At 72.5% G+C, this 26,663-nt stretch carries 27 protein-coding genes; 14 read left to right on the top strand and 13 right to left on the bottom strand.

What is annotated here, in order from left to right; all coding sequences use genetic code 11:
• Positions 1-241: 241 nt before the first annotated feature.
• Positions 242-796 (top strand): hypothetical protein, encoded by a 555-nt coding sequence (locus ACH47X_RS18175; RefSeq protein WP_397405926.1) that lies wholly within the window; start codon positions 242-244, stop codon positions 794-796.
• An 86-nt stretch (positions 797-882) separates the two neighbouring features.
• Here the strand turns inward: ACH47X_RS18175 and ACH47X_RS18170 are convergent, their stop codons facing one another.
• Positions 883-1,101: a helix-turn-helix transcriptional regulator gene (locus ACH47X_RS18170; protein WP_020016485.1), complete on the bottom strand. Its 219-nt coding sequence runs from the start codon at positions 1,099-1,101 to the stop codon at positions 883-885.
• Between the two features lie 195 nt (positions 1,102-1,296).
• On the opposite strand from ACH47X_RS18170, the gene ACH47X_RS18165 reads away from it, so the two are divergent.
• The 3 genes from ACH47X_RS18165 (at position 1,297) to hisN (ending at position 4,191) form a co-directional block, all read left to right on the top strand.
• Positions 1,297-1,986, top strand: a complete 690-nt coding sequence (locus ACH47X_RS18165) for a hypothetical protein (protein ID WP_397405925.1) — start codon at positions 1,297-1,299, stop codon at positions 1,984-1,986.
• Positions 1,983-3,272: a hypothetical protein gene (locus tag ACH47X_RS18160; protein WP_397405924.1), complete on the top strand. Its 1,290-nt coding sequence runs from the start codon at positions 1,983-1,985 to the stop codon at positions 3,270-3,272. Before ACH47X_RS18165 ends, ACH47X_RS18160 begins: the two co-directional genes overlap by 4 nt.
• A 118-nt stretch (positions 3,273-3,390) precedes the next feature.
• On the top strand, positions 3,391-4,191 hold the full coding sequence (gene hisN / locus ACH47X_RS18155; RefSeq protein ID WP_397405923.1) for a histidinol-phosphatase: 801 nt from the start codon (positions 3,391-3,393) through the stop codon (positions 4,189-4,191).
• 86 nt (positions 4,192-4,277) lie between these two features.
• On the opposite strand, the gene ACH47X_RS18150 is transcribed toward hisN, so the two are convergent.
• On the bottom strand, positions 4,278-4,832 hold the full coding sequence (locus tag ACH47X_RS18150) for a DUF6912 family protein (RefSeq protein WP_397405922.1): 555 nt from the start codon (positions 4,830-4,832) through the stop codon (positions 4,278-4,280).
• Positions 4,833-4,960: 128 nt separating this feature from the next.
• Here ACH47X_RS18150 and ACH47X_RS18145 point away from each other — a divergent pair, with 128 nt between their 5' ends.
• On the top strand, positions 4,961-5,593 hold the full coding sequence (locus ACH47X_RS18145; protein ID WP_397405921.1) for a DUF6928 family protein: 633 nt from the start codon (positions 4,961-4,963) through the stop codon (positions 5,591-5,593).
• Positions 5,594-5,658: 65 nt separating this feature from the next.
• Positions 5,659-6,087 (top strand): VOC family protein, encoded by a 429-nt coding sequence (locus tag ACH47X_RS18140; RefSeq protein ID WP_397405920.1) that lies wholly within the window; start codon positions 5,659-5,661, stop codon positions 6,085-6,087.
• Between the two features lie 22 nt (positions 6,088-6,109).
• On the opposite strand, the gene ACH47X_RS18135 is transcribed toward ACH47X_RS18140, so the two are convergent.
• From ACH47X_RS18135 to ACH47X_RS18120, 4 genes are all read right to left on the bottom strand, one after another.
• Complete coding sequence (locus ACH47X_RS18135; RefSeq protein ID WP_397405919.1) at positions 6,110-6,625, bottom strand: endonuclease V; 516 nt, start codon at positions 6,623-6,625, stop codon at positions 6,110-6,112.
• A 2-nt stretch (positions 6,626-6,627) separates the two neighbouring features.
• Positions 6,628-7,758: a ribosome small subunit-dependent GTPase A gene (locus ACH47X_RS18130; RefSeq protein WP_397405918.1), complete on the bottom strand. Its 1,131-nt coding sequence runs from the start codon at positions 7,756-7,758 to the stop codon at positions 6,628-6,630.
• The gene (gene aroA / locus ACH47X_RS18125; protein WP_397405917.1) at positions 7,758-9,083 is read right to left on the bottom strand and encodes a 3-phosphoshikimate 1-carboxyvinyltransferase; all 1,326 of its coding nucleotides are present in this window, start codon (positions 9,081-9,083) and stop codon (positions 7,758-7,760) included. Before aroA ends, ACH47X_RS18130 begins: the two co-directional genes overlap by 1 nt.
• A 93-nt stretch (positions 9,084-9,176) precedes the next feature.
• The gene (locus ACH47X_RS18120) at positions 9,177-9,650 is read right to left on the bottom strand and encodes a DoxX family membrane protein (RefSeq protein WP_036970428.1); all 474 of its coding nucleotides are present in this window, start codon (positions 9,648-9,650) and stop codon (positions 9,177-9,179) included.
• Positions 9,651-10,049: 399 nt separating this feature from the next.
• Between ACH47X_RS18120 and ACH47X_RS18115 the strand changes: the two genes are divergently transcribed.
• Both ACH47X_RS18115 and rsrA read left to right on the top strand, forming a co-directional pair.
• Positions 10,050-10,784, top strand: coding sequence for a sigma-70 family RNA polymerase sigma factor (locus tag ACH47X_RS18115; RefSeq protein WP_397406053.1), 735 nt, complete (start codon positions 10,050-10,052; stop codon positions 10,782-10,784).
• Positions 10,781-11,062 carry a mycothiol system anti-sigma-R factor gene (gene rsrA, locus ACH47X_RS18110; protein ID WP_020016497.1) on the top strand — a complete coding sequence of 94 codons (282 nt, stop codon included), beginning with the start codon at positions 10,781-10,783 and terminating at the stop codon, positions 11,060-11,062. The genes ACH47X_RS18115 and rsrA overlap by 4 nt, the downstream gene beginning before the upstream one ends.
• Before the next feature lie 79 nt (positions 11,063-11,141).
• On the opposite strand, the gene ACH47X_RS18105 is transcribed toward rsrA, so the two are convergent.
• Positions 11,142-11,216 (bottom strand): 50S ribosomal protein bL37, encoded by a 75-nt coding sequence (locus ACH47X_RS18105; protein ID WP_156968370.1) that lies wholly within the window; start codon positions 11,214-11,216, stop codon positions 11,142-11,144.
• A gap of 158 nt (positions 11,217-11,374) precedes the next feature.
• Between ACH47X_RS18105 and ACH47X_RS18100 the strand changes: the two genes are divergently transcribed.
• Genes ACH47X_RS18100 through ACH47X_RS18090 form a run of 3 tightly spaced genes read left to right on the top strand, consistent with a single transcriptional unit; the run spans position 11,375 to position 13,760 of the window.
• Positions 11,375-12,244 (top strand): DUF4097 family beta strand repeat-containing protein, encoded by an 870-nt coding sequence (locus ACH47X_RS18100; RefSeq protein ID WP_397405916.1) that lies wholly within the window; start codon positions 11,375-11,377, stop codon positions 12,242-12,244.
• A complete protein-coding gene (locus ACH47X_RS18095; RefSeq protein ID WP_397405915.1) occupies positions 12,244-12,906 on the top strand; it encodes a PadR family transcriptional regulator in 663 nt (220 codons plus the stop codon). The genes ACH47X_RS18100 and ACH47X_RS18095 overlap by 1 nt, the downstream gene beginning before the upstream one ends.
• A gap of 56 nt (positions 12,907-12,962) precedes the next feature.
• Positions 12,963-13,760: a DUF4097 family beta strand repeat-containing protein gene (locus tag ACH47X_RS18090; protein ID WP_051433448.1), complete on the top strand. Its 798-nt coding sequence runs from the start codon at positions 12,963-12,965 to the stop codon at positions 13,758-13,760.
• 248 nt (positions 13,761-14,008) lie between these two features.
• Here the strand turns inward: ACH47X_RS18090 and ACH47X_RS18085 are convergent, their stop codons facing one another.
• Positions 14,009-14,602 (bottom strand): GDSL-type esterase/lipase family protein, encoded by a 594-nt coding sequence (locus ACH47X_RS18085; protein ID WP_084800748.1) that lies wholly within the window; start codon positions 14,600-14,602, stop codon positions 14,009-14,011.
• Between the two features lie 141 nt (positions 14,603-14,743).
• On the bottom strand, positions 14,744-15,682 hold the full coding sequence (locus ACH47X_RS18080) for an aldose 1-epimerase family protein (protein ID WP_397405914.1): 939 nt from the start codon (positions 15,680-15,682) through the stop codon (positions 14,744-14,746).
• Positions 15,683-15,856: 174 nt separating this feature from the next.
• On the opposite strand from ACH47X_RS18080, the gene ACH47X_RS18075 reads away from it, so the two are divergent.
• Positions 15,857-16,852, top strand: coding sequence for an aldo/keto reductase (locus tag ACH47X_RS18075; protein WP_397405913.1), 996 nt, complete (start codon positions 15,857-15,859; stop codon positions 16,850-16,852).
• Between the two features lie 19 nt (positions 16,853-16,871).
• Here ACH47X_RS18075 and ACH47X_RS18070 read toward each other — a convergent pair whose 3' ends face one another.
• The 4 genes from ACH47X_RS18070 to ACH47X_RS18055 form a co-directional block, all read right to left on the bottom strand.
• Positions 16,872-17,579: a VOC family protein gene (locus ACH47X_RS18070; protein ID WP_397405912.1), complete on the bottom strand. Its 708-nt coding sequence runs from the start codon at positions 17,577-17,579 to the stop codon at positions 16,872-16,874.
• Positions 17,580-17,668: 89 nt separating this feature from the next.
• Positions 17,669-21,493, bottom strand: a complete 3,825-nt coding sequence (locus tag ACH47X_RS18065; RefSeq protein WP_397405911.1) for a multifunctional oxoglutarate decarboxylase/oxoglutarate dehydrogenase thiamine pyrophosphate-binding subunit/dihydrolipoyllysine-residue succinyltransferase subunit — start codon at positions 21,491-21,493, stop codon at positions 17,669-17,671.
• A gap of 386 nt (positions 21,494-21,879) precedes the next feature.
• Complete coding sequence (locus ACH47X_RS18060; RefSeq protein ID WP_397405910.1) at positions 21,880-23,115, bottom strand: sensor histidine kinase; 1,236 nt, start codon at positions 23,113-23,115, stop codon at positions 21,880-21,882.
• Positions 23,116-23,128: 13 nt separating this feature from the next.
• Positions 23,129-23,902: a response regulator transcription factor gene (locus tag ACH47X_RS18055; RefSeq protein WP_084468210.1), complete on the bottom strand. Its 774-nt coding sequence runs from the start codon at positions 23,900-23,902 to the stop codon at positions 23,129-23,131.
• Between the two features lie 173 nt (positions 23,903-24,075).
• On the opposite strand from ACH47X_RS18055, the gene ACH47X_RS18050 reads away from it, so the two are divergent.
• On the top strand, positions 24,076-25,557 hold the full coding sequence (locus ACH47X_RS18050; RefSeq protein WP_397405909.1) for a hemolysin family protein: 1,482 nt from the start codon (positions 24,076-24,078) through the stop codon (positions 25,555-25,557).
• On the top strand, positions 25,554-26,600 hold the full coding sequence (locus ACH47X_RS18045) for a hemolysin family protein (RefSeq protein WP_397405908.1): 1,047 nt from the start codon (positions 25,554-25,556) through the stop codon (positions 26,598-26,600). The genes ACH47X_RS18050 and ACH47X_RS18045 overlap by 4 nt, the downstream gene beginning before the upstream one ends.
• Positions 26,601-26,663 lie beyond the last annotated feature (63 nt).

Here is a 26,663-nt window from a genome sequence, read left to right as displayed (position 1 = left end):
TGTTCGGCGGCGCTCCTGGCGTCCTGTCGGACGCACGAGGCGTGCGCCTGCCAGCAGCCGACATGTGGTCGCGGGCGTACGTCGTCATGGTTCCCCCTGCGGTGGTCGAACTTCGGCGGTGATGACCCAGTGTGCCGATTTTGATATCAGTTGATGTCGTCCGGCGATGGTTATTCAACATCCATGCCGGGGGCGTGTCCACCGGAGAGCAGGATGCCTGTGGATAGCGCAAGGTGTCCTCATGACATCAGCGCAGCCGGTCGGTCCCACCCGCTGGGAGGCGCTCTTCGATGACCTGGAGGCGCAGGCCCGCGCGCAGTCGGCGGCCGAGGCCGACGCGCTCGTGTCCGAGCTGACGCGGGCCGAGCACGCGACGATGACGCTCGCCGACCGGTTCCGCGCCGTCGTCGGCGGGGTGGTCACGCTGGAGCTGCTCGACGGCGCCCCGTTGCGCGGCGTCGTCGTGGAGGCGGCGGACGAGTGGCTGCTGCTGCGTGGGGTGCGGCCGGAGCCGCTGAGCCAGCACCTGGTACCGCTGGCCGCCGTCGCGGCCGCCCACGGCCTGGCCCGGCAGGCGGCGTCGGCCACCTCGCGTCGGGACGCCCTCGGCCTGGGTCCGGTGCTGCGGAGCCTGCAGCGGGACCGGGCCCGCGTCGTCGTGCGCACGCTCCGCGGGGCGTACGGCGGACGGGTCGCGCGAGTGGGCCGGGACCATCTGGACATCGACCTGCTCGACGGCCGCGGAACCCGGCTGGTTCCGTTCACGGCGCTGCTGGTCGTGAGCGAGTCGCCCTAACCGATCGGTATAGGCCGTAAATGGAGAGCGGGACCGGTGTCACCCCGTTGGAGTGCGCCGGTCCCGTCGGTGTGCGATGCGGCCATTCAGCCGTCCGCTGCGGCAGAACCCTTGAGCCGCTCACGGCTCTTTGCGTACATACGCTCGATGTACGACTCGAGCTCCGCTGCCTCGACGCGCCAGACCTTCTTGGGGCCCACCTGGATGGCGGGAAGGTCGCCGGTACGAACCAGTGCGTAGCCCTGGGCCATCGAGATGTTCAGTGTCTCGACCACATCAGCCAGAGAGAGAAAGCGCTTTTCCATGGGAACAGTGTGGCACGAGACACCGACATGAGGGGGTTATCCACAAGAAGTGTTTATCTGATGCCGGATCGGCGACGTTCGATCACTATGGTTCCGGCGCTCTGCGCAGGCTGTGCGCCATTCTGTGCCGGTTCGCGGTTCAACTTGTACTCGACGCCCCACACAAAGTCCACCAAAGTACGCGGAAGGACCGAGATGACGTATGCCCCGGCCGCCCCGGCGACCGCTGCCCAGGGCCTGGATCTCCCCGAGCCGGCCGCCGGCCGGCTCCGCAGGCCCGGCTGGCGCGACCCGCGGCTCGTGACCGGTCTCGTCATCGTCGCGCTGTCCATCGCCCTCGGGTCCTGGGTGGTCTCGGCCGCGAGCCGCACGGTACCGGTCTTCGTGGCCGACGGCGCACTCACGCCCGGTGAGCCCCTCACGGCCGGTTCGGTGCGCGCCGCCGACGTCCGGCTCGGCGCCGGGACGGGCCGCTATCTGCCCGCCGACGAGCCGCTGCCCGCGGACCTGATGGTGCTCCGGGTGGTCGACGACGGCGAGCTGGTGCCGCTGACGGCTCTCGGCACGGACGCCGACGTGCGCTCGGTCGCGGTCCCGGTCGCCTCCGGGCTGTCGGACCGGATCAGGGCCGGTGCCGTCGTGGACCTGTGGTTCGTGCCCGACCTGCCCGTCACGCGTGAAGCGGGCGCGGACCGGCCGGAACCGCGCACGCTCGCGAAGGACGTGGTGGTCGAGCAGGTGGACGCCGACGACGGCGCCATCGTCGTGGACGGCACCGTCACGCTGCACGTGCTGGTCCCGGGCGACACGCTGCCGACGGTGCTGGCCGCGCTGTCGGACGCGGGCACCGTCGCCGTCGTGCCCGTGGCGGGCGGCGTCCGATGAGCGAGGAGCGGAACGTCACCGTGCTCGTCGCGGTCCAGGCACCCGAGGAGGAGGCCGCGGCGGTGACCGTGCTCGGCGCGCAGTCGCAGGTGACCGTGGCTCGTCGCCTCGCGGAGCTCACCGAGCTCCTGGCGGCGGCCGAGGCGGGCGCGGGCACCGTCGCCGTCGTCTCGGGGGACCTGCCCGGCCTGGACCGCGACGCCGTGGCGCGGCTGCGCGGCGCGGGCCTGCGCGTCGTGGTGGTCCAGGACGCTGCCCTGTCCGCCGCGCGGCTCGCATGGTTGGGCGCCGACGTCGTCGTGGCGGGCGGGGACGCCGAGAACCTGGTCGCCGCGGTCCGGGGCGACGGCCCGGACCCGGCTGCCCCCGTGGTGCCGGCCCCGGCCGACCGCGGGTCCGACCGGCCGGGCGCGATCGTCGCGGTCTGGGGTCCGGCGGGCTCGCCCGGCCGCACCACCACCGCCATCGAGCTCGCGGCCGCCCTCGCGGGGGTGGGCGCCGCCGCGCCCCGGCGCACCGGCCTGCTGCGCAGGTCGCGCCCCGTGCCCCCGCCGCACGGCTCGAGCACCGTCCTCCTCGCCGACGCCGACACGTACGCGTCGTCGGTGACCTCCCGCCTGGGGCTGCTGGACGACGCGCCCGGCCTGGCCGCCGCCGCTCGCGCCGCCGGGCAGGGCAACCTCGACGTCGTGACGCTCGCCGGGCACAGCCCGGTGGTGCTGCCGGGCGTGCGGGTGCTCACGGGCATCACCCGCGCCTCGCGATGGCCGGAGCTGCCCGCCAGCTCGCTCGACCTCGTGTTCCAGCGCTGCCGCGAGCTGGCGGCCTGGACCGTGGTCGACTGCGGTCCGGTGCTCGAGGCCGACGAGCTCCTCATGTACGACACCCGGGCGCCGCAGCGCAACGGCGCGACCCTGAGCGCCCTGCAGGCCGCGGACGTCGTCGTGGTCGTCGGCGCGGCCGATCCCGTGGGGCTGCAGCGGCTGGTGCGGGGCCTGGAGGACCTGCGGGACGCCGCGGTACCCGTGCCCGCGGCGCGCGTGGTCGTGGTGAACAGGGTGCGGGCGGCCGCCGTCGGGCGCAGGGCGGAGGCCCAGGTGCGCGACGCGCTGGCGCGCTACGGGGGAGTGGGCGACGCGCACGTCGTGCCGGACGACCCGGCCGGGCTCGACGCAGCCCTGCTCGCGGGGCGCGTGCTGGCCGAGTGTGCGCCGGCCTCGCCTGCGCGGGCCGCGTTCGAGGCCCTCGCGGACCGAGTGCGGGAACTGGTGCCGGCCCCGGTCTGAGGGAGCGGTCCGAGGGCACGATCCGAGGCGCGGTCGGGCCACGCGGGGCACCTCCTGGGTAACAATCCGCCCGTCCGGCGCGGCTCGGCGGCGGAAGACTGCCATCCAACGCTAGGTTGTGCCCGTGGCCGCCGTGACGAAGGACAACTACGCCGACGACCTGCGTCTGGCGCACGTGATCGCCGACCAGGTCGACTCCATCACCATGTCCCGCTTCCGGGCGCTGGACCTGAAGGTGGAGACCAAGCCGGACCTGACGCCCGTCTCCGACGCCGACCGTGCGGCGGAGGACTTCATCCGCGGCCAGCTCGCCCGCGCGCGGACCCGTGACGCGATCGTCGGCGAGGAGTACGGCTCCGCGGGCAGCGGCGCCCGGCGCTGGATCGTCGACCCGATCGACGGCACCAAGAACTTCGTGCGTGGCGTACCCGTCTGGGCCACGCTCATCGCGCTGGCCGACGGTGACGAGGTGGTCGTGGGCCTGGTCAGCGCCCCCGCCCTGAGCCGCCGCTGGTGGGCGGCGAAGGGCTCGGGCGCGTGGACCGGCAAGTCGCTGGCCTCCGCGTCGCGGATGTCGGTGTCCGGCATCTCCCGCGTCGCCGATGCGTCGTTCAGCTACGCGTCGCTCGGCGGCTGGGAGGAGCGCGGCAAGCTCGACGGGTTCCTCGACCTCACCCGGGCGTGCGCGCGCACCCGCGGCTACGGCGACTTCTGGTCGTACATGCTCGTGGCCGACGGCGCAGTCGACATCGCCGCGGAGCCCGAGCTCGAGGTGTACGACATGGCCGCACTGGTGCCGATCGTGACCGAGGCGGGCGGCACGTTCACCTCGCTCGACGGCGCGCCCGGCCCGTGGGGCGGGAACGCGGTCGCCACCAACGGCAAGCTGCACGAGGAAGCGCTCGGCTTCCTGGGCTGACGTCGGCCCGCCCCAGGTCAGGGGCCGAGGCGGGAGAACGGCTCAGGCGCTCTGCCTTCCGCGCGTCGTCCACGCGGCCCGCGTCGTCAGGCCCGAGGGACGTCCTTGATCTCGCTCCAGTCGTACCAGAGCAGGTCGCGGTCGGTGACGCGCTGCAGCGCCTCGTCCAGTGCGGTGTCCGACTCCTCGCCGACCTCCGCCGTCGTCTCGGCGTCGCTCTCCTCGTCGGCGGCGGTGAGCACGTCCGCGATGTCCGCGGCGGCCTCTGCCTCGTCCACGTGCACGCAGACGATCGCAACCTGCTCGACGGTGCCGGTCACCTGCACCTCGGAGGCCACCGGCTCGTCCTCGTCCTCGTCGCCCGGGACGACGGGGCCCACCGCCGCGTCCGGGACCTCCACCGTGATGATCACGCGCTGGTGCGGCGCGTCGGGGCGGCCCGCGATGAGCGCCAGGGAGTCGTCGGCCGCGTTGAGGGCCGCGACGTACTCGAGGCCTTCGGCGTCCTCGTCGGGCAGGGCGGCCTCCAGCTCCTTCGTCACGGCGTGCGCGCGGCGCGGGGCCAGTGTCCAGCGGGCGGCGTCGGAGGAGTGGGAGACGGCGTCGAGCTCGTCGAGCGTGGCGGGCACGTAGATGCGCATGTGCTCAGTCTGCCGTGTGTCGACCCCTCGTGAGTGGAGTGGCGGTGTCACCCAGCCCCCGTACTCTCGTGTCCGGCGTCGGGGCGGGACGCCACGGGTAGTGGTAGCAGCCGAGGGCAGGAGACGAGATGGGCGCCAAGACCGCGATGCTGGTGTACGCGGACGGGGACGTGGCCGCGGGTCTGACGGGAGCGGCCGACTTCGCCGACGAGGCGAGTGCGGCTGAGCTGCTCGCCCTGCTGTGGCCGCCGGCCCGCATCCGCCCGGACGGTGAGGAGCCCTGGGATCTCGGCGACGCCGTGTTCCCGCCCGAGGGCCGTGCGTGCGCGCTCTCGACGCCCGAGGTGGACGTGCTGTGCGACCAGGCCCTCATGCTCGACCGCCCCTCCCAGCTCCCGGCCCACCTGGTGGACGCGAGCATGGGCCGCACGCTCTACCTGCACGCGATGCACAGCGCGGTGGACTGGTTCGCCTTCGCGGTGTGGCGCGACGGCGTGCTCGTGCGGTCGCTGAGCCTCTCGCCGGACGACGGGGTGCTGGAGGACACGGGGGAGCGTCTCGCGTTCGAGGAGCCGTTCTGGGCGGGGCGGCACCCGGCGTCGCTCGAGGGCTACCCGCTGCCCTTCCACCCGCTCGACCTGGGCGACCACGCCCTGCGCGAGTTCTTCGGGTTCAGCGGCGAGGGGGCTGACGACGGGGGCCCGTCCGCCGGACGGCTCGACCCGTGGGCCGTGGAGCTGTACGGCTTCCAGGTGGTGTAACCGCGCCCAGCGCTCGACAGATTGCCGAATCGCTCGTACATTTGTTCGAGAGCGAGGAGGTTGTCATGCCCGAACCCACTACTCCCGGTCCCTCCGGAGTGGTCCCCATGCTGTCCTACCAGGACGGCGTCTCCGCCATGGACTGGCTCATCGAGGTGTTCGGCTTCAGCGAGGCCGAACGCTGGCTGGACGACGACGGACATCTCTCCCACGGCGAGCTCGACGCCGGCGGCGGGCGCGTGATGCTCTCCGAGCTCGCGTCCTACGAGGGGCCGACCGCGCACCGCAAGCACTGCCGGGCGGCGGACGCCTGGCTGTCGACGCCCTGGGTGATCGACGGCGTGCTGGTCCACGTGGCCGACGTCGAGGCACACTTCGCCAAGGCGCAGGCCGCTGGAGCAGGGGTCCTCTCGAAGATCGAGGAGGCGCCCTACGGCCGCTCCTACCGCGCGGAGGACCTGGAGGGCCATCGCTGGATGTTCCTGCAGCCGTGAGCCGGTCCGCCGCGGAGTGCGCTTACCCGGTTCCGCGGGCCAGCCGGTCCACGCGTCGCAGTGCGGCGGGGAACCGGGCGTCGCCGGCCATCTCGCGGACCAGGTCTGCCGCGGCATCCAGCGCCATGCCCGAAGCCGTCACGTACAGGGGCCGGGCGGACTGCCCGCGCAGCACCTCGGCGGCGTGGGAGGCCGTCCGGAACCGCGTCTTGGCGACGCCGAGCACCACCGGGGCGAGCCCGGAGTCGGCCACGTGGGCGCCCAGGCCCGGGCTGCCGGCAGGGTCGAGGTCCACGTACCCGTCCACGATCAGCAGGTCCAGCGGTGCCACGCTACCCAGGACTTCCCGCAGCGGCGGCAGCTCACGCTCGTAGAACCGGCCGGGCCGGTACTCCGCCACACGCTCCACGCGCACAGTGCGCTCCTCGACGAGCGCCGCGAAGCCCGGGTCTTCGGCGACGACCAGCGCGGCGCGCGCCCCGCCGTCGTCCAGGTACTGCACGTCCACCGCGCCGTAACGCGGGGTGGCACCGGCCATGCTCAGGCGTCCGAGCCCGTGCGGGACGACAGCAGGCGCCGGAACGACGCGAGCCGGGCCGCGCGGGCCGGCCGCTCGTCCTCGGGGGAGGCCTCGATCCAGTCGTCGAGCGCGCAGTCGGGGGCGTCCGCGAGGTGCGTGCAGCCGCGCGGGCAGTCCTGCGCGACCTCGTCCAGGTCCTCGAACGCGTGCAGCAGGTGCGCCACCTCGACGTGCGCCAGACCGAACGAGCGCACGCCCGGGGTGTCGATCACCCAGCCGTCGAACCCCGCGCCGTCAGCGGCGGGCGCGCCGTCGACGTCGGGCCCGGCATCAGGAGCATCCACCTCCCCCACGGGCAGCCGCAGTGCCACCGCCGACGTCGAGGTGTGCCGGCCGCGACCCGTCACGTCGTTGACCACGCCGGTGGCACGCTTGGCGTCGGGCACCAGCGCGTTGATCAGGGTGGACTTGCCGACCCCGGAGTGCCCCACCAGGACCGACACCAGGCCGCGGAGCCGGCCGCGCACCTCCTCGACGGAGTCGGGCGCGAGCGTGATCCCGGTGCCGTCGTCCGCGGGCGTCCGCCGCGTCACCACGACCTCGACGCCGAGCGGCTCGTAGAGGGCGCGCAGCTCGTCGGGGGAGGCCAGGTCGGCCTTGGTGAGGCACAGCAGCACCGACATCCCGGCGTCGTACGCGGCGACGACGCAGCGGTCGATCATGCCGGTGCGCGGCTCGGGCTGGGCCAGCGCCGTGACGATGACGAGCTGGTCCGCGTTGGCGACGACGATCCGCTCGTACGGGTCGGTGTCGTCCGCGGTGCGGCGCAGCGTCGAGGTGCGCTCCTGGATCCGCACGATCCGGGCGAGCGAGCCGTCCTCGCCGGAGGTGTCGCCGACGACGTCCACGCGGTCGCCGACCACGACGCGCGTGCGCGTGAGCTCGCGCGCCTTCATCGCGGTCACGACGGTCTCGTCCGTGAGATCGGACGCCGCGCCGCCGACCAGGAGCGTGTACCGCCCCCGGTCGACGCCGGTGACCAGGCCGGTCACGGCATCCGTGTGCTCGGGTCGTTGCTTGGTCCGGGGCCGGGAGCCGCGCTTGGACGGGCGGGAGCGGAAGTCCGACTCGTCGAGGTCGCGGCGGCCCATCAGGCGGCCGTGCCCAGCATGCCCAGCCACATGCCCGTGAAGTCGGGCAGGGTCTTGGCGGTGGTGGCGACGTCCTCGATCAGCACCCCGGGGACCCGCAGGCCGAGCAGCGCCGCCGACGTCGCCATGCGGTGGTCGCCGTAGGTGCGCACGACGTCGCCGTGGAGCGGGCGCGGCGTGATGACCAGGCCGTCCCGGGTCTCCTCCGCCTGCCCGCCGAGGCGGGTGATCTCGCGCGCGAGCGCGGCCAGGCGGTCGGTCTCGTGGCCGCGCAGGTGCGCGATCCCGCGCAGCCGGGAGGGCGAGTCCGCCAGTGCGGCCAGCGCCGCGAACGTGGGCGCGAGCTCGCCGCCCGCGTGCAGGTCGACGTCGATCCCGTGGATCTCGCCCGTGCCGGTGACGCTCAGCACGCCGTCGGCCAGGGTGAACGTGCCGCCCATGCGCTCCAGCAGCTCGGGCACCATGGCGCCGGGCTGCGTGGTCAGGGTGGGCCAGCCCGGCACGCGGACCGTGCCGCCCGCGACCAGGGCGGACGCGAGGAACGGTGCCGCGTTGGACAGGTCGGGCTCGACGCGCGCGTCGCGGCCCGTGATGGGTCCGGGGCGCACGGCCCAGATGCCGTCCCGCGAGTCGTCGACCACGACGCCGACGTCGCGCAGCGTGGCGACCGTCATCTCGATGTGGGGCAGGCTCGGCAGGGTGGCGCCGATGTGCCGCAGGGTGAGGCCGCGCTCGAAGCGTGCGGCGGCCAGCAGCAGCCCGGACACGAACTGCGACGACTCCGAGGCGTCGACGTCGACCGAGCCCCCCGGGACGCCACCGCGGCCCTCGACCGTGAAGGGGAGGTAGCTCGGCAGCTCGGCGGAGTCGCTCGAGCCCTCCGGGTCGTGCACCGTGATGCCGAGCGTCCGCAGCGCCGCGAGTACCGGCAGCATCGGCCGCAGCCGGGCCGCGGCGTCGCCGTCGAACCGGACCGGGCCGTCGGCGAGGGCCGCGACGGGCGGCAGGAACCGCATGACCGTGCCGGCCAGGCCGGTGTCGATCTCGGTGCCGCCGGTCACCGGGCCGGGCGTCACGTGCAGCGTGCTGGGGTGGTCGCCCTCCTCGATGCCCGCCCCGAGCGCGCGCAGGGCGTCGATCATCAGGTCGGCGTCGCGGCTGCGCAGCGCGCCGCGCAGGGTGCCGGGGGCGTCCGCGAGGGCGGCGAGCACCAGCAACCGGTTCGTGAGTGACTTGCTGCCGGGTACCTCGACCGTCGCGTCGAGCGGTGCGCCGGCGAGCGGCGCCTCCCAGGTCGGTGCGGGCGCGGTGGTCGAAGAAGTCATGTGGCGAGATTATCGCGGAGCGGCCGCGCGCGGCGGCCCGTATCAGCCACGGTCACCGCGCTCGCGCTCGCCCCGGCGGACGAGCGGACGGGCTCAGTCCTCGGCCGCGGCAGCCTTCGCGTCCGCGCGCGCCGCTCGTGCCTGCTGGACCCGCCACGACAGCCCCGGCCTGCCCTCGAGGTCCGCGCCCGCGATGAGGGCGGCACCGACGGAGGCGAGGTTGTGCAGGAACCGGTCCGTGCGGGCCGGACGCTCCTCCTTGGGCGCGGTGAACGGCTGGTTCACCAGGGCGAGCGGCAGCGTCAGCAGCGCGAGCGCGAGAGCGGACGCGCGTGGCGCCTTGCCCAGCGCCAGCAGCGTGCCTGCCGTCGCGGTCGCGACGCCGTGCGCGCGCACGAGCGTCGTGACCTGCTTCTCGCTGAGCGGCTCTGCCCCCAGCGCCTTGGTCGCCAGTGCGGATCCCGACCGGGCGGCGGCCACGTGCTCGCTCGGCTTCCGGGCGGCCCGCACGCCGTCGTAGATGAACGAGGAGGCCAGCAGCGGTCGCGCGATGTGTCGAAGCAGCATGCGTCCACCTTGGCAGATGCCGGCGCCGGATGCAGCAGGATCGCGGCAGGGTGGCCACCAGGAGCCTGAGCCCGCACCGGGAATTCGGTGCCCCGGCCGCTGGTTGAACCCCACGTGGAGCAATGCCTCGAGAAGGATGCGGTGAACGACACGGTGATGGGCATGGTGACGAGCACGACAACGGGCCCTGCGACCAGCGGCGCGTCCGACGCGACGGCGGTACCGATGACCGCAGGTCAGAGCGGCGCCGTGATGTTCGGCGCGGTCCCGGCGCACCTGCTGGACCCCGGCGCCGACGCGGCGAAGGCTCCGGCGGGCGTACGGTCCGGGGGTACCCAGGGCGCGTTCGGCGCGGTCCCGGCGAACACGGGCTGGCCGACGCGGCTAGGCTCAAGGGCGATGACTGAGACTTCCCGTGAGCAGAACCAGGGCGCAGGCGGCGATGCCGGCCGCGCCGATGCCGAGGTGCGCCCCGGTGAGATCGCGGCCGTCGAGGCCGACATGGAGCCCGCCGGCGAGACCGAGGGCACCGAGCGGTCCCCGCAGGAGGAGGACGCGACGGCCCGCGCCGCGCGCTTCGAGCGGGACGCACTGCAGTACCTGGACCAGCTCTACTCCGCGGCGCTGCGCATGACGCGCAACCCCGCCGACGCCGAGGACCTGGTGCAGGAGACGTTCGCCAAGGCGTTCGCGGCATTCCACCAGTACCGGCCGGGCACCAACCTGAAGGCCTGGCTGTACCGGATCCTCACGAACACGTTCATCAACAGCTACCGCAAGAAGCAGCGCGAGCCGCAGCAGTCCCAGGCGGAGGACGTCGAGGACTGGCAGATCGCGCGCGCGGCGTCGCACACGTCGCGCGGCCTGCGCTCGGCCGAGGCCGAGGCGCTGGACCGGCTGCCGGACAGTGATGTGAAGCGGGCGCTCGCCGAGCTCCCGGAGGACCGTCGGATGGTGGTCTACTACGCCGACGTCGAAGGCTTCCCCTACAAGGAGATCGCGGAGATCATGGGGACTCCGATCGGGACGGTCATGTCCCGGCTCCACCGCGGACGCCGGCAGCTGCGTGAGCTCCTCGCCGACTACGCCGCTCAGCGAGGTCTCGTCAGCCAGGCGCCCGGAGGTGCGCAGTGAACAACATCGAGCCCGTCCCGCACGACACGGCGGGGGAGTCCGAGTGCGAGCACGCACTGACGCACCTGTACGAGTACCTGGACTCCGAGATGACGCCGGACGACGAGCAGCGCATGCGCGCGCACGTCGCTCATTGCTCGCCGTGCCTGGCCGAGCTGAGCGTCGAGGATCTCGTGAAGCAGCTCGTGAAGCGGTCGTGCAGCGAGCGCGCGCCGGACACGCTGCGAGTGCGGATCCACGAGCAGCTCACGGTGATGACGGTCGTCGAGACCGCCTGACGCCGGGCATGACGAAGGGCCGGAACCCCGCGGGGTTCCGGCCCTTTCGCATGCTCAGGCTGTTCGCCTCAACAACGGCTCAGGCGTTGGGACGCTTGCCGTGGTTGGCGGCCGAGCCCTTGCGGCTACGGCGCTTGCGACCGCGCTTGCTCATGGGTGTCTCCTGACAGGTGACGGACTGAATGATCAATGGTCCCACAGATCGGGAGGTTGTCAGGCCGCAAGGGGTTGCCCCGTCGGGTAACGCGATATATCGTGTCTCGGGTCAACGCGATATATCGCGTCCTGCGAGGCCGAGCACCGGAGGCACCCATGAGCACGGACAGCTGGACCGTCACCGGTCCGCAGACCATCGAGCTGAGCGGTGTGAGCACCGTGGACGCCCACGTCATCGACGGCCGGCTCGACGTCGTCGCGCACGACGAGCCCGTCGTCCGCGTCGAGGTGCACTCCGTGGAGGGGCGCTCCCTGGAGGTTCGCCTGGAGGGCGACCGCCTGGTCATCGAGCACGAGAGCGGCCTGTCCGGCTGGGGCTCGTTCATGAGGCGGTTCGTCGACTTCGGCGGCAAGGCGCGTGCCGACATCCACGTCGCGGTGCCCGCGGAGACCGCCGTCCGGCTGGGCACGGTGCGCGGCGAGTGCCTCCTGGCCGGCACGACGGCGGCCGCGTCCGCCTCCACCGTCTCGGGGTCGCTGCTGGTCTCGCGCACGGCCGGCGACCTCAAGCTGAACACGGTCTCCGGCGAGGTGACGGTGCGTGACCACGTGGGCGACATCACGAGCAATACCGTGTCCGCCGACGTCGTGATGAGCGGGTCCGCCGACTCGGTCACGTCCACCTCGGTCTCCGGCGACGTGACGATCGACCTGGCCACCCAGCCGCGGTCGGTCAAGGTCAACTCGGTGTCCGGCAACATGCTGCTGCGCGTCCCGGACGACGGCGCCGTGGCGGTGTCGGCGCAGAGCGTCAGCGGGCGGGTCACGGTGGCCGGTGCGCAGTTCAGCGGCGGGGGCGGCGCCACGTTCTCCTCCGGGCAGCCCGAGGCGCGGCCCGACCGTCCGTGGACCACCCGCCTGCGCGCCACCAGCGTCTCCGGCGAGGTCACCGTCGTGGGCGGACCGCAGGACGCGCCCGTCGACGTCCAGGACGCCCCCGCGGACCACTCGCCCGTGGAGCTGTGATGCCACCTGTCTTCGCCCACGGCGAGCTGCGCCTGTACCTCCTGGTGCTGCTCCTGGACGGGCCACGACACGGGTACGAGCTCATCACCGAGCTCACCCAGCGCTTCGGCGGCACCTACCGGCCCAGTGCCGGGACCATCTACCCCCGCCTGACCAGGCTGGAGGAGGAGGGGCTGGTACGCCGGTCCGCACCGGGACCGTCCGGTGCCGGCCGCAAGGGCACGTACGAGCTCACCCCCGCCGGCCGGGCCGAGATCGACTCCCGCCTCGACGACGTCAAGCGCCTGGAGCAGAACGTCGCCGAGACCGTCCGCACCCTCGCGGACGGCGTCCGGGCCGACATCCGTGACACGATGCGCGGCCTGCGGGCCGAGCTCGCGGCCGCGGCGCAGGAGGTCCGCTCCCGGCCGCGACCGGGTCCCGGCACGGCGCCGGACCCGCGGCGCACCCAGTCCAACTCGCTGCGGCACGACGCCGAAGCGGCGCTGCAGCGGTTCCGCAACGACGTGCTGGCCGACCTGCGAGAGGCCGACGTCGCCGGTACGGTGTCGGCGCTGACGGTCGAGACGCTGCGCACCGTCCTCGACTCGGCGCGGTCCGCGATCCGTGGGACGCTGCCCAGCAGCACGAGCACCGCCCCGCACCGCACGAGCTCGCAGTGACCAGAGCAGTCCCCAAGAACCTCCCGATGACCCCTCCCCATGAACGGAGCACAGCGATGACCACCGAGTCCTGGAGCGTGGCCGCACCGCAGACCATCGAGGTCGGCGGCGCCACGACTCTGACCGTCCGACTGACGAACGGCCGCGCCGAGATCGTGGCCGACCCGAACCGCACGTCCGGCGCCGTCGTGGAGGTCCTGGAGGTCTCGACACGGCCGCTGCAGATCCTCGCGGAGCACGGCAACCTGCGGGTCGCCTACGACTTCCCGGGCCTGGAGGGCTTCGTCGACCGGTTCCGCGGCCTCAAGGACCAGGACGCCGCCGTCGTGCGGATCACGGTGCCGGCCACGTCCGTGGTCGACGTCGCGACCGTGGGCGCCGAGGTCGTGGTGACCGGCGCGCAGGCCGGCGTGAACGTCAAGACCGCGGGCGGCGCCATCACCGTGACCGGGACGAGCGGTTCGGTAACCACCAAGTCCGGCACGGGCGCCGTGAGCATCGCCGAGCACAACGGCGACGCGTCGGCCACCACCGTGTCCGGCGCCGTGTCGCTCGTGGGTGCCCTGGGCCGCGTCTCGGTCCAGACCGTGTCCGGCGCCGTCGACGTCACCGCCGTCGGCACCACGCCGCTCGTCAACGCCAAGACGGTCTCCGGTGCCGCGGCGGTCCAGCTCGACGCCGGCGCGCCGGTCAACCTCCGCGCGCGCAGCGTCACGGGCAAGGTCGTGATCGACGGCGCGCAGGCGACGTCGAGCGCGCAGCGCACCGTCGTCGTCGACCACGCGGAGCCGGGCGCCGCGGCCTACATCTCGACCAACACGGTCTCGGGAACGGCCACGATCACCCGCGGCTGACACCTGTCGCCGTAGTACAGGGAGCCCGGGTCACTTTGGTGACCCGGGCTTCCGTATGCACCTCCGGCTCAGGCTCTGCTCGTTGTCGCCTGAGCTTGCGGCTCCGCTCCGGGCGGGTGCCTCGTTCCTCGGCCCCCACCCTGCGCTGCGCCTCCGGCTCAGGCTCTGCTCGTTGTCGCCTGAGCCTGCGGCTCCGCTCCGGGCGGGTGCCTCGTTCCTCGGCCCCCACCCTGCGCTGCACCTCCGGCTCAGGCGACCTCGTCCTGGGGCAGCCCCAGCCAGCTGTGCCAGCCCGTGTGCAGCACGAGCCACGCCATGAGCCCGTACCCGGCCTGGCCGGGATAGGTGCCCCCGCCCTGGGCCAGGTCCGCGAGCCACTGCTCGTGCTGCGCCAGCGGCGTGTACGTGTCGACGTACGGCACCCGGCGCCGGCTGGCGACGTCGGCGAAGGCGTCGGAGAGCTCCGCGATCCGGTCGCCCTCCGCGGGCGCGCCGGGCGGCGGTCCGACGACGAACGCGGCCGTACGGTTCGCGTCCGCGACGTCGAGGATGTTCGCCAGGTTCAGGCGCGAGCGCGCGACGGTGAGTCCCGCGGCGACGTCGTGCCGCCCCAGGGCGACCACCAGGCGGTTCTCGACCTCGGAGTCCGGGCCGAACCGCGCGGCGGTCTCGGCCTCCCAGCGGGCGCCCAGCTGCGTGCTGTTCTCGCCGGGGACCGCGAGGGTGAACAGCATGGCGGGACGGGCAAAGTGGGTGCGCGCGACGACGCGTCCGGTCCAGCCGAGCGCACGGGCGTCTCCGACACCCGTGGCCAGCTCGTCACCGACGACGCAGATACGCACCTCGCGATCCTGCAACGGACTCTCCTTGCCTGTTCCCGGCAGCCTGGCGGACGGCCGGTTCCCCATTGTGGTGCACGGAACGCGGCCGATCGGTGACAACGCGCCGACGGCCGCATGCCGCGTCGCGACAACGCGGGACGGTCAGAGCAGGGTCATCCCCCAGCGGACGCCGTGGTGCTGGCCCGGGGCCAGGTGCACGAGCCGCTCACCGGTGCGGAAGGCGTCGGCGACGCAGCTCATGGGCTCGGCGGCGAGCCCCATGCGGCGGCGGGCGGGCTCGATGTGGTCGCCCGTGCAGACCTGCCACACGTCCTGCGACTCGTCCATCCAGACCGCGGCCGTCCTCCCGTCCGGTCCGGTCAGGTGGGCCCAGGACAGACCGTCGGCGTCCCGGATGACGTCCACGTACGCGTCGTCGAGGTCCACGCCCGCCGCGCTGCGTGCCTCGCGCAGGTCGAACATGCCCGACGCCGGCTCGGTGCCGGTCGGCAGGAGCCGCTCGTCGGTCGTGACGCGGGTCGCGGCGTCGAGCCGCAGGGTGCACTCGTCCAGGTCGGCGCCGCCCGTGGACAGCCACGGGTGGAACCCGCAGCCGTAGGGTGCGGTGTCCGCACCCACGTTGGTGACGTCGAGAGTGATCTCGAGACCGGCGTCGGACAGGGCGTACCGCATCTGCGCGACGAGCTGGAACGGGTAGCCGGGCCGGGCCACGAGCTCGAGCTCGAGCGTGACGGCGGAACCTGTGTGCTCCACCACGGACCAGCGGTCGAATGCCGCCAGGCCGTGCAGCGCGGTGTTGCGGGCCGGCTCGGTCACGGGGAGCTGGTGGGTCACGCCGCCGTACTCGTAGGCGCCGTCACGGAGCCGGTTGGGCCAGGGGATCAGGACCGCGCAGTTGAACACGGGGTTGATCTCGTCCGCGCCGAACGGAACCACGACATCGCGGCCGTCCACCGAGTACTCTCGCAGCGCCGCACCCACCTGGGTGACGGTGGCGCGGTGACCCGCGTGGCTGATGCGGAACTGGTCCCCGGAAGGATGGGGCCTTGCGGCAGCAACCGGAGGAATTTCTGTCGTCACACTCACACCGTAACCGTAGGGCAAATTACGCCTGCGACACGTAGCGTGAGACAGCAGACTAGAAGAGCAGGCTAGACGGTCGGGTGGCAGAAGGCCAGAAGCAACCCACCGATGAACTGGGCCCGACGTCGGGCCGCGCGGGCAGCTCAGCCCGCCCCAGCAGCAGGAGGAACGATGGAACAGCAGGTACTCGGACGGACCGGTCGCCTCGTATCGGCCGTGGGCCTGGGCACCTGGCAGCTCGGCGCCGACTGGGGCGACGTCAGCGAGAGCGATGCCCGTGCCGTTCTGGAGGCCTCGCTCGAGGCCGGGGTGACCTTCTTCGACACCGCGGACGTCTATGGCGACGGCCGCAGTGAGCAGGTGATCGGTAGCTTCCTCAAGGAGCACGCCGACGCCGGGATCACCGTCGCCACCAAGATGGGCCGGCGCATGGACCAGGTGCCGGAGAACTACGTGCTCCAGAACTTCCGCGAGTGGACCGACCGGTCCCGGCAGAACCTCGGTGTCGACCGGCTGGACCTGGTGCAGCTGCACTGCCCGCCCACCGCCGTCTACTCCACGGACGCCGTGTACGACGCGCTCGACGAGCTCGTGTCGGACGGCGTCATCGCCGCCTACGGCGTCAGCGTCGAGAAGGTCTCGGAGGCCATGGAGGCCATCGCGCGCCCCAACGTGGCCTCCGTGCAGATCATCCTGAACGCGTTCCGGCTCAAGCCGCTGGACGAGGTGCTGCCCGCGGCGTCGGCCGCCGGGGTGGGCATCATCGCGCGCGTGCCGCTCGCGTCGGGCCTGCTGTCGGGCAAGTACACCAAGGACACGGTGTTCGCCGAGAACGACCACCGCACGTTCAACCGGGACGGGGCCGCGTTCGACGTCGGTGAGACGTTCTCCGGCGTGCCCTACGAGGTGGGCCTCGAGGCCGCGGCCAGGTTCACCGAGCTGGCCCGCGACATCGTGGGGGAGACCCTCACCCCGGCCCAGGCCGCTATCGCCTGGACCTGGCAGCGGCCGGGCGTCTCGTCCGTCATCCCGGGCGCGCGCAACGTCGAGCAGGCCCGCGCCAACGCGGCCGCCGGTGACGCCGCCACGCTCGGCCCGCTGTTCATGTCGGGCGTGCGCGAGATCTACGACGAGCTGATCAAGGAGCACGTCCACGACAAGTGGTGACGCTCCGGACCGGCCCGGCTCAGGGCTGGTCCGGGCGGAAGACGCAGAACTCGTTGCCCTCCGGGTCGGCCAGCACGTCCCAGAAGACGTGCGGGTCCGGTGAGTCCTCGCGGCTGGTGAGCAACGTCGCCCTGGCCGCGAGGAGCCGCTCCGTCTCACCCCACACGTCCCAGTGGATGCGGTTCTTCACGGTCTTCGGCTCCGGGACGGGGATGAAGAGCATCTGCGCGGGCAGGCCCGCACCGGACTCCAGCCTGTACCACGGCCGTTCGGAGAACCGCTTCGGCTCCAGCCCGAGCCGTTCGCCCCACCAGCCGCTCACCGCCGCCGGGTCCGCGGCGTCCACGACCAGCGCGTGGAGGCGGTAGCGGCCCACCGTCGCGGCTTGCTGCGGGAACGCGCAGAGCTCACCGCCCTCGGGATCGCGCAGCACGCTCCAGTCGTCCTGTTCGATGTCCGGGTACTCCGCGGCCACCGAGGCGCCCAGCTGCGTCAGCTCGTCGACGGTGGCGTGCAGGTCGAGGTGCACGCGCTGCTTCACGGTGCGGGGTTCGGGTACCTCGTTGATCCAGACCCGGTGCTCGGCCACGTCGTCCACCAGCAGGAAGTCGGCGGCGGAGTCGCCGGCCGGCTCCGACCGGAGGCCGAGGGCAGCCGACCAGAAGGAGGCGAGCTCGGATCCGCTCGTGGCGTCGATGACCAGGTCCTTGAAGGTGGCGTCCGGCATCACGCCAGCGTACGGCTGCCGGGCGCCGTCGGCCCGGAAACGACGAAGGAGGGCGCCCCGTACGGGACGCCCTCCTGGTCTGCGCTGTGTCAGCCGCGCGTGAAGGCCTGCTCCAGCAGCGTCTTCTGCTGCGCCTGGTGCAGCTTGGCCGTACCGGCGGCCGTGGAGGCCGACGCCGGGCGGGAGACCACCTTGACGTACGGGACGTCCATCGGCAGCGCCAGGTGGATGAAGCCCCACGCGCCCTGGTTCTGCGGCTCGTCCTGCACCCAGACCACCTCGGCGTCGCCGTACTTGGCGATCTCCGCGCGGATCTGCGCCTCCGGGAACGGGTAGAGCTGCTCCAGGCGAACGATCGCCACGCCCTCGTCGCCGCGCTTGGTGCGCTCGGCGAGCAGGTCGTAGTACACACGACCAGTGCACAGGAGCACGCGGTCGACCTTGGCGGTGTCCGCCGTCGCGTCCGGGATGACCTCCTGGAACGTGCCCGCGGTGAAGTCCTCCACCGCGGACGCCGCCGCCTTGAGCCGGAGCAGCTGCTTGGGCGTGAACACCACCAGCGGACGGCGCGGCCGGGCGTAGGCCTGCCGGCGCAGCAGGTGGAAGTACGACGCCGGCGTGGACGGCTGCGCGATGGTGATGTTGTCCTCGGCGCCGAGCTGCAGGAACCGCTCGATGCGGGCCGACGAGTGGTCGGGCCCCTGGCCCTCGTAGCCGTGCGGCAGCAGCATGACCACCGACGACGACTGACCCCACTTCTGCTCGGCGGACGAGATGAACTCGTCGATCACCGTCTGGGCGCCGTTGACGAAGTCGCCGAACTGCGCCTCCCAGAGCACGAGGGCGTCCGGACGCTCGACCGAGTAGCCGTACTCGAAGCCGAGCGCCGCGTACTCCGACAGCGAGGAGTCGTAGACCCAGAACTTGGCCTGGTCGCCCGACAGGTACAGCAGCGGGGTCCACTCGGCGCCGGTCTCCCGGTCGTGGAGCACCGCGTGCCGCTGCACGAACGTGCCACGGCGCGAGTCCTGGCCGGCGAGGCGCACCGGGGTGCCCTCCGCGAGCAGCGAGCCGAAGGCCGCGAGCTCGCCGAAGCCCCAGTCGATGCCGCCTTCCTTGGCCATGAGCTGGCGCTTCTCCAGGAGCTGCGCGAGCTTCGGGTGCACGGTGAAGCCCTCGGGCGGCGACATGTGCACGTCGCCGACCCGCTGCAGGGCGTCGTGCGAGATCGCCGTCTGCCAGCCGACCATCGTGCCGGCGTCCTCACGCTGCGACTCGGGACGCTCCAGGCCGGCGAGGTGCTCCGTCTCCGGGGCGGGCGTGAAACCGGACTTGGTCTCGGTGAAGACCCGCTCGAGCTGGGACTGGTAGTCCTGCAGCGCGTGCTCGGCCTCCTCGACGGTGATGTCACCGCGCGCGACCAGGTTCTCGGTGTACAGCTTGCGCACCGAGCGCTTGGTCTCGATGAGGTTGTACATGAGCGGCTGCGTCATCGACGGGTCGTCGCCCTCGTTGTGCCCGCGGCGGCGGTAGCAGATGAGGTCGATGATGACGTCCTTGCCGAACTGCTCGCGGAAGGCGAAGGCGAGCTCCGCCGTCCGGACCACGGCCTCCGGGTCGTCGCCGTTCACGTGCAGGACGGGGACCTGGTAGCCCTTGGCGACGTCGGTCGCGTAGGTGGTCGAGCGGGACGCCGTCGGGCCGGTGGTGAAGCCCACCTGGTTGTTGACGACCACGTGGATGGTGCCGCCGGTGCGGTACCCGCGCAGCTGCGACAGGTTCAGCACCTCGGGCACGACGCCCTGGCCCGCGAAGGCCGCGTCGCCGTGCACCAGGATCGGCAGCACGGAGAAGCCGTCGCCACCCAGGTCGATGCGGTCCTGCTTGGCGCGGACGATGCCCTCGAGCACCGGGTCCACGGCCTCCAGGTGCGACGGGTTGGCCGCGAGGTAGACGCGCGTGGTGGCGCCGGACTCCGAGGTGAACGTGCCCTCGGTGCCGAGGTGGTACTTGACGTCACCCGAGCCCTGCACGCTCTTGGGGTCGAGCTGGCCCTCGAACTCCTTGAAGATCTGGCCGTAGCTCTTGCCCGCGATGTTCGCCAGCACGTTGAGGCGGCCGCGGTGGGCCATGCCGATGCCGACCTCGTCGAGACCGCCCTCGGCGGCGCGCGACAGGATCGCGTCGAGCAGCGGGATCAGGGATTCGCCGCCCTCCAGCGAGAAGCGCTTCTGCCCCACGAACTTGGTCTGCAGGAACGTCTCGAACGCCTCGGCGGAGTTGAGACGGCGCAGGATGCGCAGCTGGTCCTCGCGTGGCGTCTTGGCGTAGCCGGCCTCCAGGCGCTCCTGGAGCCACTTGCGCTGACCCGGGTCGGAGATGTGCATGTACTCGATGCCGATGGTGCGGCAGTACGAGTCACGCAGCAGGCCGAGGATGTCGCGCAGCGTCGCCTTCGGCTTGGGGCCGAAGCCCGCCGTCGGGAAGGTGCGGTCCAGGTCCCACAGCGTCAGGCCGTGGGTCTGGATGTCCAGGTCGGGGTGCTTGCGCTGGCGGTAGGCCAGCGGGTCGGTGTCCGCCATCAGGTGACCGCGCGAGCGGTACGCCTGCACGACCTCGGCGATCTTGGCCGGCTTGGCGGCCTCGACGTCGGCGTCGACCGTGTTGTCACGGACCCAGCGCACGGGCTCGTACGGGACGCGCAGCGCCGCGAACACGCGGTCGTAGAAGCCGTCCAGGCCGAGCAGCTTGTTCGAGATGATCTTCAGGAACTCGCCGGACTGCGCGCCCTGGATGATCCGGTGGTCGTAGGTCGAGGTGACCGTCATGACCTTCGAGATGCCCATCCGGGCGAGCTGCTCCTCGGACGCGCCGGCGAACTCCGCCGGGTAGTCCATGGCGCCGACGCCGATGATGGTGCCCTGGCCCTGCATGAGGCGCGGTACCGAGTGCACCGTGCCGATGCCGCCCGGGTTGGTCAGCGAGATGGTGGTGCCCTGGAAGTCCGGCACGCCCAGCTTGTTGTTGCGGGCCTTGCGGACCAGCTCCTCGTAGGCCGCCCAGAACTCGGCGAAGTCGAGCTCCTCGGCCTTCTTGATGCTCGGCACCAGGAGCTGGCGGGAGCCGTCCGGCTTGGCCAGGTCGATCGCGAGGCCGAAGCCCACGTGCGCCGGCTGGTTCACGCCCGGCTTGCCGTCGACCGGCTCGTAGTGCGCGTTCATGACGGGCATGTCCGCCAGGGCCTCGACCAGCGCGAAGCCGATGAGGTGCGTGAACGAGATCTTGCCGCCCCGGCCGCGCTTGAGGTGGTTGTTGATGACGATGCGGTTGTCGACCATCAGCTTGGCGGGCACGGCGCGCACCGAGGTGGCGGTGGGGACCTCGAGCGAGGCCTCCATGTTCGTGACCACGCGCGCGGCGGGGCCGCGCAGCTTCTGGATGTCGTCGACGGCGTCCGGGTGCGCCACGGGGCGCTCGAACGTGTCCGCGTAGTGGGTGGTGGGCGGCGTGGCGATCGGGTTGGCCGGGTTGACCTTGGGGTCGGCCGGCAGGGACTTCTCCCGCACGGGCTGTCCGGCCTCCGCGGCCGCGGTGCCACCCGTGACCGGGCCGGCGCTCTGCTGGGCAGGAGCCTTCGGCGCGGCCGTCGCGGGCGCCGCAGCGGGGGCGGCCGTCGCGGGCGCGGCCGGAGCCGCTGCGGCGGGTGTCGGGGCTGAAGCGGGGGCGGTCGGTGCGCCCTCCTTGGCGGAACCGTTCTCGCCCGGCGTGTAGTCGGCGAAGAAGTCCCACCACGCGGGGTCAACCGCGTTCTTGTCCTTCAGGTACTGCTGGTAGAGCTCGTCCACAAGCCATTCGTTGGCTCCGAATGACGAGCTCGCCACGCTGATCGACTCTGAACCAGCCTTAGGGGACACGCGCGGATCGCCCACCTTCACCACAGTTGCGTTCGTCGCGCGCCGTACAGGGGTCACAGCGCGCACAGCCCGAATGGTTTTCGGACCCTCCAAGGGTAGGCCCTTCGCGCCCCGCGGGGGGCGTGATCACGCGGGTGTTGCGGGCGGGTCCGGTGTCAAAGAAGTAGGTTCGTCATGTTTCTCGCACACAGAGCAAAACCAGGGCAACGTTCGGCCTGGAAGTCCCCAACATGGTGTTACGGGGTTTCGCCCCGCACGGACAATCTTTGGCGTCTGTGACAGAAATCACGGGACTCCGTCTCACGTTTCGACCGCTCGCAGCCCTAGGCTGCTGGGTTTCTCACCAGACGCCGCCCACCGGACGACGCCCGCGGCGCAGGACGAGGTCAGACCGTGTGCGTCGTGCTCACACCCGGTGCCGGGTGCGCTCGCGCGGGGAGGGTGACGCGCATCGTCGCGCCCCGCTCGGAGTCCACGACCTGCACGTGGCCGCCGTGCAGCTCGACCGCCCAGCGGACGATCGCGAGGCCGATGCCGGTGCCGCCGCTCGACCCGACGGTGCCGGAGCCGACCGTCCCGCCGGCGCCGCCCATCGTGTCCGCGAGAGACTCGTCGGTCGCGGGGGCACGGCCCTTGTCGCCCCGGTTCCGGCCGCCCCGGCGGCTGACGCTCCGGCCCCCGTCGCCGCGGCCCCCGTCGCCGCGCGGTGCGCCGGTCGACCCGGTGCCGCGCACGAAGCGCTGGAAGATCCGCTCGCGGTCGGCGGCGGCGATGCCGGGCCCCTCGTCGCTGACCTCCAGCACGATGTCGGACCCCTCCGTGCCGTCCACGGGGTACGCGTCCAGGCGGACGACGCCGCCCTGCGGCGAGTGGCGGATGGCGTTCTGCAGCAGGTTGATGACCACCTGGTGCAGGCGCTCGGCGTCGCCCTCGATCGTCAGGTCCTCCGGGGTGACGTCGATGACGTAGTGCAGGTCCTTGGCGGCGTCGACCATCTGGAGGTCCTCGGCGCAGTGCTCGAGGAAGTCCCCGACGGCGATCTCGCCGATGTTCAGGGCCGAGGCGCCGGCCTCGATCCGGGAGAGGTCCAGCAGGTAGGTGACGAGCCGCGTCAGGCGTTCGGTCTGCGCGTGCGCCTGCTCCAGCGCGGCCGGGGTGGGCTCCACCACGCCGTCGACCATGTTCTCCAGCTGTGCCTGGAGCGCCGCGACGGGCGTGCGCAGCTCGTGCGACACGTTCGCGATGAGGTCGCGCCGCGTCTGCTCCACGGAGGCCAGGTCCTCGGCCATGCGGTTGAAGGCGTGCGCGAGCTGCCCCACCTCGTCGCTGCTCGTGGCGCGCACCCGCCGCGTGTAGTCGCCGTCGGCCATGGCCTGGACGGCCTCCGTGATCTCGCGCAGCGGCGACGTCATGCCGCGGGCCAGGATCTGGGTGACGAGCAGCGACAGGATGATCGCGAGCGGGAAGGTGCGGCTCGGCCCCAGCGATGCCTGCAGGCCGAGCCAGGTGATCAGCACCGCCGCCGTGACGGTGGCGGCGACCAGCACGCCGAGCTTGATCTTCAGCGAGCGCAGGGGGTCGAGCGGCCGCACGTCGGGGACGCGGGGCACGTGCGGTCTCATCGGGGCACCAGCGCTACTGGTTGGCCGGCGGCTCGAACGCGTAGCCGACGCCGTGCACCGTGCGGATCAGGTCCGGGCCGAGCTTGCGGCGCAGGGCCTTGATGTGGGAGTCGACGGTGCGCGTGCCGCTGGCGTCGGCCCAGTCCCAGACCTCGGCGAGCAGGCGCTCGCGCGTCAGCACCGTCTTGGGAGAGCCGGCGAGCATGACGAGCAGCTCGAACTCCGTCGGGGTCAGGTGCACCTCCTCGCCGCCGCGGTAGACGCGGCGCTGCGCGCGGTCCACCGTGACGTCGCCCATCATCATGGGCGGGTCCGCGGGCGTGGTCGCCGCGGCCTGCGCCGCGCGGTCGACCCGCCGCAGCAGGGCCTTGATGCGGGCCACCAGCTCGCGCATGGAGAAGGGCTTGGTCATGTAGTCGTCCGCGCCCACGCCCAGGCCGACCAGCATGTCGGTCTCGTCGTCCCGTGCGGTGAGCATGAGGATCGGGACCGGGTTCTCGGCCTGGATGCGTCGCGTGACCTCGAGCCCGTCGATGCCCGGGAGCATCACGTCGAGCACGACGAGGTCGGGGCGCAGCCTGGAGGCGGCGTCGACGCCGGACAGGCCGTCGCGCGCCACCTCGACACGCCAGCCCTCGGCGGACAACCGCTGGGCGATCGCGGTGGCGATCGTGGGCTCGTCCTCCACCACGAGCACGGTCGCGGACTGCTGACCGGTCGAGGCGGCGGCCGACGCCGTGCCGGGCTGCTGCGGGGCCCCAGACGGCTGGGGAGTACCAGATGACATAGGTCAATCATGCCCGTACCTGCCTGATAAGACACTGAAGCCAGCCTGAGAGTCGGACTCCTGGGCGCTGTCTGCACTGTTCCCGCTACGATCTATCGCACGATGATCGAGCGATATCCCCACCGAGAAACCTGGATGAATCAGGACCCCCGCGGTGCCCTCCGGAGCGTGAGATGACCGGCGAATGGATCATGGTCGCCGTCGGCGTTCTTCTCACGGCAGGCACAGCAGTATTCGTGGCGGGGGAGTTCTCCCTCGTCACCATCGACCCCGCCGTGATCGGCGACTCCGACGACTCGGAGGGAGACAGACCCGGCGGTTCCCGGTCTGCTTCCTCCTCTGATCCCGGCGCGCGGTCCGCGTCCGGCGCCCAGCCGGTCTTCGGCAACGGCCTGCGGGACCGCAGCGTCCGCACCGCGCTGCGCCACCTCTCCACGGAGCTGAGCTCGGCCCAGGTCGGCATCACGCTGACCACCATCCTGCTCGGCTACACCGCCCAGCCGGCCCTGAACTCCCTGATCTCCGCCGCGTTCGGCAACACGTCCGTGCCGACGGCGGTCTCCGCCGGGCTCGCCGGCGTCCTGGCCCTCATCCTGGTGAACGCCTTCTCCATGGTGTGCGGCGAGCTGATCCCCAAGAACTTCGCGCTGTCCGCCCCGCTGGCCACCGCGCGCCTGGTGGTGCCGGTCCAGCGGGTGTTCACCATCACCTTCAAGCCGCTCATCGCGGTGCTCAACGGCTCGGCCAACGCGCTGCTGCGCCGCCTGGGCGTCGAGCCCCGTGAGGAGCTGTCGGGCGCGCGCTCGGCCTCCGAGCTGGCCTCGCTGGTGCGCCGCTCCGCCGAGGAGGGCACGCTCCAGGAGTCGGTGGCCACGCTGCTGACCAACTCGATCGAGCTGGACACGCTCAGCGCGCGCGACGTGATGACCGACCGTCTGCGCATGTCCGTCATCGACCGGGACGCCACGGCGGAGGACGTCGTCGCGCTCGCCCGGCGCACCGGGCACTCGCGGTTCCCCGTGATCGGGGAGGACCGCGACGACATCGTCGGCCTGGTGCACCTGCGCCGCGCCGTCGGCGTGCCGCACGACCGCCGGGGCGAGGTGCCCGCGGCCGCGCTCATGGTCGACGCGCCCCGCGTCCCCGAGACGGTGCGCCTGGGCCCGCTGCTCGTCGAGCTGCGCGGCTTCGGTCTGCAGATGGCCGTCGTGGTGGACGAGTACGGCGGCACGTCCGGCGTCGTCACGCTGGAGGACGTCGTCGAGGAGCTGGTGGGCGACGTCGCCGACGAGCACGACCCCCGGCGGGCCGGCGCGTCGCGCGCCGCCGACGGATCGTGGATCGTGCCCGGCGTGCTCCGCCCGGACGAGCTCGCCGAGTACACGACGATCGAGGTCCCGGAGGGTGCCGCCTACGAGACGCTCGGCGGCCTCGTGATGGCGGAGCTGGGCCGGATGCCCGGGGTCGGCGACGAGGTCACGGTGGGGCAGGCGGGCCTGCACGGTCCGCACGCGCGGGTCAGCCTGCGTGTCGAGGCCATGGACGGACGGCGTGTCGAGCGCCTCCGGGTACGCCCGCTGCCCGACGACCCCGACCCGGGGGCCGACGACTCCGGGGCCGGCCGCAACGGTTCCGAGAAGGGCGCGACCCGATGAGCACCACCACCGCACTCGTCATCGGCCTCGTGCTGCTCGCGGGGAACGCGTTCTTCGTGGGCGCCGAGTTCGCCGTCATCTCGGCGCGCCGCAGCGCCATCGAGCCGCTCGCCGCGGCCGGGGACCGGCGCGCGATCACCGTGCTGTGGGCGATGGAGCACGTGTCGCTCATGCTCGCGTGCGCGCAGCTCGGCGTGACCGTCTGCTCCACGGGTCTGGGCATCGTGGCGGAGCCCGCCATCGCGCACCTGCTGGAGGGGCCGCTGCACAGCCTGGGCGTGAGCGAGGAGCTCACGCACCCGATCGCCCTGGTCATCGCGCTGTCGCTCGTCGTGTACCTGCACGTCGTGCTCGGCGAGATGGTGCCGAAGAACCTGGCCGTCTCCGGCCCGGACAGGGCAGTCATGTGGTTCGGGCCGCCCCTGGTGCTCCTCGGCCGGGTGCTACGGCCCATCATCGTCGGCCTGAACTGGATCGCGAACCACGCGGTGCGGCTCGCCGGCGTCGAGCCCAAGGACGAGGTCGCGTCGGCCTTCACGGCCGAGGAGGTCCAGTCCATCGTGGAGCACTCGCAGGCCGAGGGCGTGCTGCGCGACGAGCAGGGCCTCCTGACGGGCGCCATCGAGTTCTCCAACCGCACCGCGCGCGACGTCATGGTGCCGGTCGGCGGCCTGGTCGCCGTCGACGAGACCAGCACGCCCGACGACGTCGAGCGGCTCGTGTCCAAGCACGGCTTCAGCCGGTTCCCCGTGGTGACACGGCGCGAGGAGGGCGACGAGCTCGTCGGCTACCTGCACCTCAAGGACGTGCTGTACGCGACCGGGCCCGCGCGGTTCGAGCCGGTCGCCGTATGGCGCGTGCGCGCCCTGGCGGCCGTCGCGCCCGACGACGAGGTGGAGGACGCGCTGCGGGTCATGCAGCGCTCGGGCTCGCACCTGGCGCGCGTGGAGGGGGCGGACGGCGCGGTCCTCGGCGTGGTCTTCCTGGAGGACATCCTCGAGGAGCTCGTCGGCGAGGTGCGTGACGCCATGCAGCGCCGCTGACCAGTGCCTGTTGGTCGTCCGGCGCCGGACGACCAACGGGCCGGGGTTGGCAGCCTGGCCGAC

Source organism: Promicromonospora kroppenstedtii (assembly GCF_044389675.1).
GTDB classification, from domain to species: domain Bacteria; phylum Actinomycetota; class Actinomycetes; order Actinomycetales; family Cellulomonadaceae; genus Promicromonospora; species Promicromonospora kroppenstedtii.
This window is presented reverse-complemented; position numbering and strand designations above follow the sequence as displayed.

Excerpts from the sequence above, each read along its gene's own strand:
- ACH47X_RS18175 (WP_397405926.1), top strand. The coding sequence starts at position 242 with ATGACATCAGCGCAGCCGGTCGGTCCCACCCGCTGGGAGGCGCTCTTC.
- ACH47X_RS18170 (WP_020016485.1), bottom strand. The coding sequence starts at position 1,101 with ATGGAAAAGCGCTTTCTCTCTCTGGCTGATGTGGTCGAGACACTGAAC.
- ACH47X_RS18165 (WP_397405925.1), top strand. The coding sequence starts at position 1,297 with ATGACGTATGCCCCGGCCGCCCCGGCGACCGCTGCCCAGGGCCTGGAT.
- ACH47X_RS18160 (WP_397405924.1), top strand. The coding sequence starts at position 1,983 with ATGAGCGAGGAGCGGAACGTCACCGTGCTCGTCGCGGTCCAGGCACCC.
- ACH47X_RS18150 (WP_397405922.1), bottom strand. The coding sequence starts at position 4,832 with ATGCGCATCTACGTGCCCGCCACGCTCGACGAGCTCGACGCCGTCTCC.
- ACH47X_RS18145 (WP_397405921.1), top strand. The coding sequence starts at position 4,961 with ATGGGCGCCAAGACCGCGATGCTGGTGTACGCGGACGGGGACGTGGCC.
- ACH47X_RS18140 (WP_397405920.1), top strand. The coding sequence starts at position 5,659 with ATGCCCGAACCCACTACTCCCGGTCCCTCCGGAGTGGTCCCCATGCTG.
- ACH47X_RS18135 (WP_397405919.1), bottom strand. The coding sequence starts at position 6,625 with ATGGCCGGTGCCACCCCGCGTTACGGCGCGGTGGACGTGCAGTACCTG.
- ACH47X_RS18130 (WP_397405918.1), bottom strand. The coding sequence starts at position 7,758 with ATGGGCCGCCGCGACCTCGACGAGTCGGACTTCCGCTCCCGCCCGTCC.
- aroA (WP_397405917.1), bottom strand. The coding sequence starts at position 9,083 with ATGACTTCTTCGACCACCGCGCCCGCACCGACCTGGGAGGCGCCGCTC.
- ACH47X_RS18120 (WP_036970428.1), bottom strand. The coding sequence starts at position 9,650 with ATGCTGCTTCGACACATCGCGCGACCGCTGCTGGCCTCCTCGTTCATC.
- ACH47X_RS18115 (WP_397406053.1), top strand. The coding sequence starts at position 10,050 with ATGACTGAGACTTCCCGTGAGCAGAACCAGGGCGCAGGCGGCGATGCC.
- ACH47X_RS18100 (WP_397405916.1), top strand. The coding sequence starts at position 11,375 with ATGAGCACGGACAGCTGGACCGTCACCGGTCCGCAGACCATCGAGCTG.
- ACH47X_RS18095 (WP_397405915.1), top strand. The coding sequence starts at position 12,244 with ATGCCACCTGTCTTCGCCCACGGCGAGCTGCGCCTGTACCTCCTGGTG.
- ACH47X_RS18090 (WP_051433448.1), top strand. The coding sequence starts at position 12,963 with ATGACCACCGAGTCCTGGAGCGTGGCCGCACCGCAGACCATCGAGGTC.
- ACH47X_RS18075 (WP_397405913.1), top strand. The coding sequence starts at position 15,857 with ATGGAACAGCAGGTACTCGGACGGACCGGTCGCCTCGTATCGGCCGTG.
- ACH47X_RS18070 (WP_397405912.1), bottom strand. The coding sequence starts at position 17,579 with ATGCCGGACGCCACCTTCAAGGACCTGGTCATCGACGCCACGAGCGGA.
- ACH47X_RS18060 (WP_397405910.1), bottom strand. The coding sequence starts at position 23,115 with ATGAGACCGCACGTGCCCCGCGTCCCCGACGTGCGGCCGCTCGACCCC.
- ACH47X_RS18055 (WP_084468210.1), bottom strand. The coding sequence starts at position 23,902 with ATGTCATCTGGTACTCCCCAGCCGTCTGGGGCCCCGCAGCAGCCCGGC.
- ACH47X_RS18050 (WP_397405909.1), top strand. The coding sequence starts at position 24,076 with ATGACCGGCGAATGGATCATGGTCGCCGTCGGCGTTCTTCTCACGGCA.
- ACH47X_RS18045 (WP_397405908.1), top strand. The coding sequence starts at position 25,554 with ATGAGCACCACCACCGCACTCGTCATCGGCCTCGTGCTGCTCGCGGGG.